This window comes from Cupriavidus sp. R6-3, from assembly GCF_059772245.1.
Map to the genome: position 1 here is coordinate 1 of NZ_JCBAJO010000178.1, position 9452 is coordinate 9452.

Consider the following 9452-nt stretch of genomic DNA (forward strand, 5'->3'; position numbering starts at 1 on the left):
GTTCGGCTGCCCCGGGCTGCGGGTGTCCTGGCGCACGCCACCGATTGCGATGCCGGCGCGCATGCCGGGCGGCAGCAGGGCCATCACCTCGGCTTCCAGCGCGGCGAGCTCGCGCGCCGCCTGCATCAGCGAGGACATCGGTCCGGCCTTGGCCAGCCAGTCGTTCAGCGGCTTGGCGGAGGGCGTTTGCAGGGCGTGGTGGGTGAACAGGCGCATGCCGCATTCTAGCTCCAAGGCGGTCTCATGCCGGTCCCAGGCCGGTCCCAGGCCGGCCCCAGGCGGGTCCCAAGCGGGCCACAAGCGGACCCGGGCGCGACCGCTGCGGTGCCGTGCCCGAGACACCATGGCGGCACGGTCCCGACCCGCGCGCGGCGCATCGGGAACCGCGCGGCAAGTGCGCGGGAACGGCACGGGATCGCCCGCGGAACCGCCCCCCGCGCGTGATAAACTCGGCGTTTTGCGCTAATCCTCTCTTCGCCACGCGCGCTTCCCGTCCGGCCCTTCGGCTCGGACGGCAGGACCGCAATCGTGCGCAGGTGACACCAATCGATGATCACGGGCCTTCTCAAGAAAGTCTTCGGCAGCCGTAACGAGCGGCTGATCAAACAATATCGACGGACAGTCGAGCGGATCAACGCGCTGGAGCCGAAGTTCGAAGCACTGTCGGACGACGAACTGCGCGGCATGACCGAACAGTTCCGCCAGCGCCATGCCGGCGGCGAATCGCTCGAATCGCTGTTGCCCGAAGCCTTCGCGGTCTGCCGCGAGGCCAGCAAGCGCGTGATGAAGATGCGCCATTTCGACGTGCAGCTGATCGGCGGCATGGTGCTGAACGACAACAAGATCGCCGAGATGCGGACCGGCGAGGGCAAGACCCTGACCGCGACGCTGGCGGTCTACCTGAACGCGCTGACCGGCAAGGGCGTGCACGTGGTCACGGTCAACGACTACCTGGCCCAGCGCGATGCCGAGTGGATGGGCCGGTTGTACAACTTCCTCGGGCTGTCGGTGGGCGTCAACCTGTCGCAGATGCCGCACGACCAGAAGCAGGCGGCGTACAACAGCGACATCACCTACGGCACCAACAACGAATTCGGCTTCGACTACCTGCGCGACAACATGGTCTACGACCCGGGTCAGCGCGTGCAGCGGCCGTTGCACTATGCGATCGTCGACGAGGTCGATTCGATCCTGATCGACGAGGCGCGCACCCCGCTGATCATCTCGGGCCAGGCGGAGAACCATACCGACCTGTACCAGCGCATGAACGGCATTCCGAAGCTGCTCGAGCGCCAGATCGGCGAGGAGAAGGCCGACGGCACCGGCGTCGAGAAGCCGGGCGACTACTACGTCGACGAGAAGGCGCACCAGGTCTACCTGACCGAGGCCGGCCACGAGAAGGCCGAGCAGATCATGGCCCAGCTGGGCCTGATCGGCGAGGGCGAGTCGCTGTACGCGCCGCAGAACATCACGCTGATGCACCACCTGTACGCGGCCCTGCGCGCGCACAGCCTGTTCCATCGCGACCAGCACTATGTGGTGCAGAACGACGAGGTCGTCATCGTCGACGAATTCACCGGCCGCCTGATGACCGGCCGCCGCTGGTCCGACGGCCTGCACCAGGCGGTCGAGGCCAAGGAAGGCGTCACCATCCAGCAGGAAAACCAGACGCTGGCGACGATCACCTTCCAGAACTACTTCCGGATGTACGAGAAGCTGGCCGGCATGACCGGCACGGCCGACACCGAGGCCTATGAATTCCAGGAGATCTACGGCCTGGAAGTGGTCGTGATCCCGACCAACAAGCCGACCCAGCGCAAGGACTTCCAGGACCAGATCTTCAAGACCACCAAGGAGCGCTACGACGCCGTGGTGCGCGATATCCGCGAGTGCTTCGAGCGCGGGCAGCCGGTGCTGGTCGGCACCACCTCGATCGAGACCTCGGAATACCTGTCGGACCTGCTGAACAAGGAAAAGCTGCCGCACCAGGTGCTCAACGCCAAGCAGCACGCGCGCGAGGCCGAGATCGTGGCGCAGGCGGGCCGGCCCAAGATGATCACCATTGCCACCAACATGGCGGGCCGCGGTACCGACATCGTGCTCGGCGGCAATGTCGAGAAGCAGGCCGGCTTCATCGAGGCCGATGCGAGCCTGTCGGCCGAGGAAAAGGCCGCGCGCATCGCGCAGCTGAAGTCGGAATGGCAGTCGCTGCACGAGCAGGTCAAGGCCGCGGGCGGCCTGCACATCGTCGGCACCGAGCGCCATGAATCGCGCCGGATCGACAACCAGCTGCGCGGCCGTGCCGGCCGCCAGGGCGACCCGGGCTCGTCGCGCTTCTACCTGTCGCTGGACGACCAGCTGCTGCGCATCTTCGCCGGCGACCGCGTGCGCGCGATCATGGACCGCCTGAAGATGCCCGAGGGCGAACCGATCGAGGCCGGCATCGTGACGCGCTCGATCGAATCGGCGCAGCGCAAGGTCGAGGGCCGCAACTTCGACATCCGCAAGCAGCTGCTGCAGTACGACGACGTCGCCAACGACCAGCGCAAGGAAATCTACAAGCTGCGCAACGAGGTGCTGGAAGCCCAGGACGTCGGCGAGATGATCAAGAGCCTGCGCGAGGGCGTGCTGGTCGATCTGTTCCGCGAGTACGTGCCGGCCGAATCGATGGAAGAGCAGTGGGACATCGCCGGCCTGGAGAAGCGCCTGCGCGACGACTTCGGCCTGGAGCTGCCGCTGGCGCAGACCATCGAGAACGCGCAGAGCATCGAGGATGAGGAACTGCTGCAGATGATCGTATCGGCCGCGGCCGAGCGCTACGAGGCCAAGGTCGCGCAGGTCGGCCGCGAGGCCTTCGCCGGCTTCGAGCGGTCGGTGATGCTGCAGAGCATCGACACGCACTGGCGCGAGCACCTCGCCGCGCTGGACCATCTGCGCCAGGGCATCCATCTGCGCGGCTATGCGCAGAAGGATCCCAAGCAGGAGTACAAGCGCGAGTCGTTCGAGCTGTTCGCGCGCCTGCTGGACGTGATCAAGAGCGAGGTCACGCGCATCGTCTTCAACGTCCAGATCCAGTCGCCGGAAGAGCTCGAGCAGGCCTCGGAGCAGATCGAGGACGACCTGTCGCACGTGGGCAATGTGCGATACCAGCATGACGAATTCGGCGGCGCCGGCCCCGACACCGGCGAGCGCGCGATCGCGGCGGCGGCACGCGGCGCCCGCGACGACAGCGAAGTGGCCACCATGCCCCGCGTCGGCCGCAACGACCCCTGCCCGTGCGGCTCGGGCAAGAAGTTCAAGCAGTGCCACGGCCGGCTGAGCTGAGCCCGCCGGCGGACACTGGGTATCGCATCGAAGCAAGGAATCGAACATGGCCGTCAACTTGCCGCTGCCGCAGGCAGAGAATCTGAAACCGGTCGCCGGCGTCGAGCTTGGCTGGGCTGAAGCGGGCATCCGCAAGGCCAATCGCAAGGACGTGCTGGTGGTGCGCCTGGCCGAAGGCAGCACCGTCGCGGGCGTCTTCACGCGCAACCGCTTCTGCGCCGCGCCGGTGCAGGTCTGCCGCGAGCATCTGGCGGCCGGCCGCGGCATCCGCGCGCTGGTGATCAACACCGGCAACGCCAATGCCGGCACCGGCGAACCGGGCCTGGCCAACGCACGCGCGACCTGCGACGCGGTCGCCGGCGCGCTGGGCATCGGCGCCGACCAGGTGCTGCCGTTCTCGACCGGCGTGATTCTCGAACCGTTGCCGATGGACCGGCTGCTGGCCGGCGTGCCCAAGGCGATCGCCAACGCGCGCGAGGACAACTGGCTGGCGGCGGCCGAATCGATCATGACCACCGACACGCAGCCGAAGGCCGCGTCGCGCACGGTCCAGATCGGCGGCAAGACCGTCACGCTGACCGGCATCAGCAAGGGCGCCGGCATGATCCGTCCGAATATGGCGACGATGCTGGGCTTCATCGCCACCGATGCGACCGTGGCGCAGCCGGTGCTGCAGGCGCTGGTGTCGCACGCGGCCGATCACTCGTTCAACAGCATCACGATCGACGGCGATACCTCGACCAACGATTCGTTCGTCCTGATCGCCACCGGCCGCGCCGGCGCGCCCGCGATCGAACGCGCCGACGGCGCGGAGTTCACGGCGCTGCGCGATGCGGTGACGTCGCTGGCGCAGGAGCTCGCGCAGATGATCGTGCGCGACGGCGAAGGCGCCACCAAGCTGATGACGATCCAGGTCGAGGGCGGACGCGATGTCGCCGAGTGCCGGCAGATCGCCTATGCGGTCGCCCACTCGCCGCTGGTCAAGACCGCGTTCTACGCCTCGGATCCCAATCTGGGCCGGATCCTGGCCGCGGTCGGCTACGCCGGCGTCGACGACCTCGATGTCGGCGGCGTCAACCTGTGGCTCGACGATGTCTGGGTCGCCAGGGACGGCGGCCGCCACCCCGACTACCGCGAGGAAGACGGCCAGCGCGTGATGAAGCAGGCCGAGATCACGGTGCGCATCGCGCTCGGCCGCGGCAATGCCACGGCCACGGTCTGGACCTGCGACCTGTCGCACGACTACGTATCGATCAACGCGGACTATCGTTCCTGATCGTTGTAAGGCGATGCCTTGCCGCCTGGCGAGGCATCGTTCGAACGATGGCGGCGGAGTCCTTTGGCGAGATCGCCATCGCTATCGCTATCGCAATCACGCATCGCCCCGCCATCCCGGCCGTTCCGCTTCTCCCATCCCCCCGCCTCTCCGGATTGCCGCCATGTCCGATCTCGCCTCCCGTCTCGACCAATTTCTCGCCCGGCTCGAACAGTGGCTGCCACCGCAGCTGACCGAGGCGGACTGGCAGCAGGCCGTCGCCTTCCGCTGGCGCAAGCGGCAGAGCCTGTTCGGCAATATCGGCTATCTGCAGGCGATCCGGCAGCTGCCGCCGATCCATCTGGACGACCTGAAGAACATCGAGCGCCAGAAGGACGCCATCGTCGCCAATACGCGCCAGTTCGTGCACAAGCTGCCGGCCAACAACGTGCTGCTGACCGGCGCGCGCGGCACCGGCAAGTCGTCGCTGATCAAGGCCTGCCTGAACGCCTTCGTGAATGAGGGGCTGCGCCTGGTGGAAGTCGACAAGGCCGATCTCGGCGACCTGGGCGACATCGTCGAGCAGCTGACGCAGCGGCCGGAACGCTTCGTGATCTTCTGCGACGACCTGTCGTTCGAGGACGGCGAATCGGGCTACAAGTCGCTGAAGTCGGCGCTCGACGGCTCGGTGGCCGCGCAGTCGGACAACGTGCTGGTCTACGCGACCTCGAACCGCCGCCATCTGCTGCCCGAATACATGAAGGACAACGAGGGCTACCGGCACACCGACGATGGCGAGATTCATCCGGGCGAGGTGGTCGAGGAAAAGATCTCGCTGTCCGAGCGCTTTGGGCTGTGGCTGTCGTTCTATCCGCCGAAGCAGGACGAATACCTGAACATCGTCGCGCACTGGCTGCGCCAGTTCGGCTGCAGCGACGACGATATCGCCGCGGCGCGTGGCGATGCGCTGGTCTGGGCCCTGGAGCGCGGCTCGCGCTCGGGCCGCGTCGCGTGGCAGTTCGCGCGCGACTGGGGCGGCAAGCACGGCAGGCCTTACGGTACCCATCAGGGCGAGCCGGCATGAGCGGCGCGCGCAAGGTCACCGAGGTCGCGGTCGGCGTGCTGGTACGCCCGGATGGCCGCTTCCTGCTGGCGCAAAGGCCGGCCGGCAAGCCTTACGAGGGCTACTGGGAATTTCCGGGCGGCAAGCTCGAAGCGGGCGAGTCGGTCGAAGCGGCGCTGGCGCGCGAGCTGCACGAGGAATTGGGGCTGGACATCACGGCCTCGACGCGCTGGCACGTGCTCGAGCACGATTACCCGCACGCCTATGTGCGGCTGCACTTCTGCAAGGTCACCGGCTGGGCCGGCGAGCCGGTCGGGCGCGAAGGCCAGGCGTTCTCGTGGGAGCAGGTGCCCGTCACCGTCGGCCCCTTGCTGCCGGCGACGATTCCGGTGGTCGAGTGGTTGGGGGAGGAGGCGGCCTGAGGGCTGCGAAGCGGGCTGAGGGCTGAGTGGCGGGCTGAGAACCGAGCGCCGGGCTGAGCGTGGGCGCTCAGCTTTTTTTCGCCGTCACCCATCCATCGCTCACCCGTCATTCAGTCGATATTCAGCCGTCGCTCAGTCGTCGCTCAGTCGTCGCTCAGTCGTCGTCCCGGTCCTGCTGGTCCTCGGCCGGATTGGCCGGCTTGCCCTCGATCACGTATTTCTCGGCGGCCCAGGCGCCCAGGTCGATCTGCTTGCAACGTTCGGAGCAGAAGGGGCGGAACTTGTTTTCCGGCGCCCAGACCACGTCCTTGCCACAGGTCGGGCATTTGACTACGGATGGCATGGCAAATCAGAAATTGCAGAGTTTGAGCAGGAAGGGGATGTCGGCGTCGACCGAGCGCGGTCGCATGTCGCCGTCCTGCTGGGTGAAGCGCACCCACAGCATGTACTTGTTGGCGCTCATCTCGGGGATGAAGGCCAGCAGCGAATCGTCGAGCAGCACCTGCATCAGCTGGTAGCTGCGGCCGGACAGCATCTGCTGATAGCTGCCGCCGGTGGCGATGACCTTGCCGCTCTGTCCCGACTCGCGCAGCAGCCGCAGCACGGCGTCGGTGCCCACGCGCAGCGGAATCAGCGGCCGTACCCACTTCAGGATGTCGGCGCGCCGTTCCTCGGCCGGCCGGTGCTGCCAGGCATAGTACGAGGGCAAATCGAACTCGCAGGTGCCGCCGGGAATGATCGCGCGGCTGCGGATGCTGGTCAGCCACTCGTTGTCGGTCAGCAGCTGGCCCGCCTTGCCGACGGTCTGGTTCAACTGCGCGATGGCCTGCTCGAGTTCGCCGATCACCGCGTCCAGCGCCTGCTGGTCGATCTGCGGACTGGAGCGCAGCGCGCTGAGCGCCTGCCGCTGGCGATCGAGTTCCTTGATCAGATCGGTTTTCAGGTCGGCGCGGCCAGCGACGTCGATGATCTCGAACAGCGTGGTCAGCGCGACATGATGCTGCAGCGCATGTTCCTGTCCGAGAAAGTAATCCAGCCGATCGAACAGGTCCTCCAGACGCAGGAGTGTCCTGATGCGTTCGTTGAAAGGATATTCGTACAGAATCAAGGGGAAGTCCGTGCAGCGCGGCGTCGGCCAGCTTGCCGGCCCGGTGCTGGATTCGACAGACGAATCGGCTCAGGCGGGCGCGCGAGGCGATCGGTACAGAATGCATGCGAAGCTCGCATGCGGCCGTATGCATGCACTTGGCAGCATATTCCAACGCATTCTATGCGAGACAGCGCGCAAGGACAATGAAACGCCGCCGATGGTGCCCTCGGCGGCGCCTGATGCGAAGCGTTTGGCGAAGCGAGCGTGTCAGCGATGCTCAGCGCGTGGCGGGCGTGCGCGACGCGGGCTGCATCGCGCGATAGCGGCGATCGAGCGTCTCGACCTGCGGCGGCAGCGCCTCGACCGGTCCATCGTTGTCGATCACATCGTCGGCGACCGCCAGCCGCTGCGCGCGCGTGGCCTGCCTGGCCATGATGGCCTCGACCTGCTCGCGCGAGAAGCCGTTGCGCGCCATCACGCGGGTGATCTGCGTCGCTTCGCTGCAGTCGACCACCAGCACGCGATCGACGCGCTCGCGCCAGCGGCCCGATTCGACCAGCAGCGGTACCACGTGGATCAGATAGGGATGGGCGCCGCCGGCGCGGATCCGGGCCGCGCGCTGCTCGGTGACCTCGCGGATCAGCGGATGCGTGATCGCTTCGAGCCGGGCCTTCGCGGTTGGATCGGAGAACACGAGCGCGCGCATCGCGTCGCGGTCCATCGCGCCGTCGGCGCGCAGACACGTGGGGCCGAAAGCCTCGACCAGCGCGGGAATCGCCGCGCCGCCGGGCGCGGTGATCTCGTGCGCGATCAGATCGGTATCGATCAGCGCGGCGCCGCGCTCGGCAAACAGATCGGCGACGCGGCTCTTGCCGGAGCCGATGCCCCCGGTCAATCCGATTTCCAGCATATGTCTCCAGGGTGAATGGGGCGTTGTTGGGGCATTGTCGGGGCGCTATCGGTGCGCTGGTGGTGCGCTGGTGGTGCGTTGTTGCGGCGTTCGACAGGGGCGTTGTCGGCACGGGTCAGTGATTCACCATCGCGCCCGCTTCGATGGCGGCGCCCGGCGCCAATGCCGGCAGCACCCAGTCGGCGCCGGCGAACAGCACCAGCAGTCCGGCGCCGGCAATGAACGGGCCGAACGGAAACGGCGTATCGCGATCGTGGCGGCGCAGCGCGATCTTGGCAAGACCGTACACCAGCCCGACCACCGACGATACCAGCACCAGCGCGGGCAGCGCCTGCCAGCCGAACCAGGCGCCCAGCGCTGCCATCAGCTTGAAGTCGCCATAGCCCATGCCCTCCTTGCCGCGCAGCAGCTTGAACAGCCAGTAGGTAGTCCACAGCAGCAGGTAGCCGGCGGCCGCGCCGATCACCGCATCGGCGATCGGCGCGAACACGCCCATCAGGTTCAGCAGCAGGCCAAGCCACAACAGCGGCTGCGTGATCTGGTCAGGCAGCAGTTGCGTGTCGGCATCGATCAGCGCCAGCGACAGCAGCGACCAGATCAGCACCATCGCGGCCAGGGCCTGCCAGGTCGGCCCGAAATGCCAGGCGGCCAGCGCGCACAGCGCCGCGCTGGCCAGCTCGACGGCGGGATAGCGCAGGCCGATCGGCTTCCGGCAGGCCGAGCAGCGGCCGCGCAGCACCAGATAGCCGAGCACCGGGATGTTCTCCCACGGGGCGATCGCATGGCCGCAGTGCGGGCACGACGAGCGCGGCACCACGAGGTCGTAGCGTTCGGGGTAGGGCGCGGGCTCCTGGCGCAGCGCGGCCAGATAATTGGCCTCGTCGCGCTCCATCATGCGCGGCAGCCGATGCACGACCACGTTCAGGAAGCTGCCGACCACCAGCCCCAGCAGCGCCGCCGCGCCCAGCAGGAACCACGGCGGCAGCGCGGCCAGCGCGGCGATGGTCCAGGTGCCGGCCGGCATGGCCGCGTTCCAGTTCGACAGGAAGCCTTGCATCTCAGACCACCTGCGCCAGCTTGAAGATCGGCAGATACATCGCGATCACCAGCCCGCCGATCAGCACGCCCAGCACCACGACGATCAGCGGCTCGACCATCCCGGCCACCGCGGCGACGCCCTCGTCGACCTCGCGCTCGCAGCATTGCGCGACGTGCAGCAGCATCGTGTCGAGCGCACCGGATTCCTCGCCGATGCGCGTCATCTGCAGCGCCATCGGGTCGAACACGGCGCTGGCGCGCATCGCCGTGGCCAGGCTGGCGCCGCAGCGCACGGCGCGTTCGATCTGCCGGGTGGCGTCGCGATACACGCGATTGCCGGACGCCCCCGC

9 protein-coding genes and 1 pseudogene are annotated in these 9452 nt (G+C 67.5%); 4 read left to right on the forward strand and 6 right to left on the reverse strand.

What is annotated here, in order from left to right:
* A pseudogene (locus tag AC6EI8_RS20275) lies at window positions 1-216 on the reverse strand (hypothetical protein); the annotation flags it as partial.
* A gap of 333 nt (window positions 217-549) precedes the next feature.
* On the opposite strand from AC6EI8_RS20275, the gene secA reads away from it, so the two are divergent.
* The 4 genes from secA to AC6EI8_RS20295 all read left to right on the forward strand — a co-directional run bounded on the left by secA (window position 550) and on the right by AC6EI8_RS20295 (window position 6064).
* Window positions 550-3324 (forward strand): preprotein translocase subunit SecA, encoded by a 2775-nt coding sequence (gene secA, locus AC6EI8_RS20280; RefSeq protein WP_149316576.1) that lies wholly within the window; start codon window positions 550-552, stop codon window positions 3322-3324.
* Between the two features lie 46 nt (window positions 3325-3370).
* Window positions 3371-4600 (forward strand): bifunctional glutamate N-acetyltransferase/amino-acid acetyltransferase ArgJ, encoded by a 1230-nt coding sequence (argJ, locus tag AC6EI8_RS20285; RefSeq protein WP_149316577.1) that lies wholly within the window; start codon window positions 3371-3373, stop codon window positions 4598-4600.
* 163 nt (window positions 4601-4763) lie between these two features.
* Window positions 4764-5663 carry an ATP-binding protein gene (locus tag AC6EI8_RS20290; RefSeq protein ID WP_498382716.1) on the forward strand — a complete coding sequence of 300 codons (900 nt, stop codon included), beginning with the start codon at window positions 4764-4766 and terminating at the stop codon, window positions 5661-5663.
* A complete protein-coding gene (locus AC6EI8_RS20295; RefSeq protein ID WP_149316579.1) occupies window positions 5660-6064 on the forward strand; it encodes an NUDIX domain-containing protein in 405 nt (134 codons plus the stop codon). Before AC6EI8_RS20290 ends, AC6EI8_RS20295 begins: the two co-directional genes overlap by 4 nt.
* 154 nt (window positions 6065-6218) lie before the next feature.
* Here AC6EI8_RS20295 and AC6EI8_RS20300 read toward each other — a convergent pair whose 3' ends face one another.
* The 5 genes from AC6EI8_RS20300 to AC6EI8_RS20320 all read right to left on the reverse strand — a co-directional run.
* Window positions 6219-6407 (reverse strand): DNA gyrase inhibitor YacG, encoded by a 189-nt coding sequence (locus AC6EI8_RS20300; protein WP_149316580.1) that lies wholly within the window; start codon window positions 6405-6407, stop codon window positions 6219-6221.
* A gap of 6 nt (window positions 6408-6413) precedes the next feature.
* Complete coding sequence (gene zapD / locus AC6EI8_RS20305; RefSeq protein ID WP_498382717.1) at window positions 6414-7172, reverse strand: cell division protein ZapD; 759 nt, start codon at window positions 7170-7172, stop codon at window positions 6414-6416.
* 259 nt (window positions 7173-7431) lie between these two features.
* On the reverse strand, window positions 7432-8064 hold the full coding sequence (gene coaE, locus AC6EI8_RS20310; RefSeq protein ID WP_498382718.1) for a dephospho-CoA kinase: 633 nt from the start codon (window positions 8062-8064) through the stop codon (window positions 7432-7434).
* A 115-nt stretch (window positions 8065-8179) separates the two neighbouring features.
* Window positions 8180-9121: a prepilin peptidase gene (locus AC6EI8_RS20315; RefSeq protein WP_498382719.1), complete on the reverse strand. Its 942-nt coding sequence runs from the start codon at window positions 9119-9121 to the stop codon at window positions 8180-8182.
* A 1-nt stretch (window position 9122) separates the two neighbouring features.
* Window positions 9123-9452 (reverse strand): type II secretion system F family protein (locus tag AC6EI8_RS20320; RefSeq protein WP_498382720.1); only part of this gene is annotated, 330 nt, incomplete at its 5' end.

Bases quoted from the DNA above. Each gene is read 5' to 3' on its own strand.
- secA (WP_149316576.1), top strand. From the start codon at position 550: ATGATCACGGGCCTTCTCAAGAAAGTCTTCGGCAGCCGTAACGAGCGG.
- argJ (WP_149316577.1), top strand. From the start codon at position 3,371: ATGGCCGTCAACTTGCCGCTGCCGCAGGCAGAGAATCTGAAACCGGTC.
- AC6EI8_RS20290 (WP_498382716.1), top strand. From the start codon at position 4,764: ATGTCCGATCTCGCCTCCCGTCTCGACCAATTTCTCGCCCGGCTCGAA.
- AC6EI8_RS20295 (WP_149316579.1), top strand. From the start codon at position 5,660: ATGAGCGGCGCGCGCAAGGTCACCGAGGTCGCGGTCGGCGTGCTGGTA.
- AC6EI8_RS20300 (WP_149316580.1), bottom strand. From the start codon at position 6,407: ATGCCATCCGTAGTCAAATGCCCGACCTGTGGCAAGGACGTGGTCTGG.
- coaE (WP_498382718.1), bottom strand. From the start codon at position 8,064: ATGCTGGAAATCGGATTGACCGGGGGCATCGGCTCCGGCAAGAGCCGC.
- AC6EI8_RS20315 (WP_498382719.1), bottom strand. From the start codon at position 9,121: ATGCAAGGCTTCCTGTCGAACTGGAACGCGGCCATGCCGGCCGGCACC.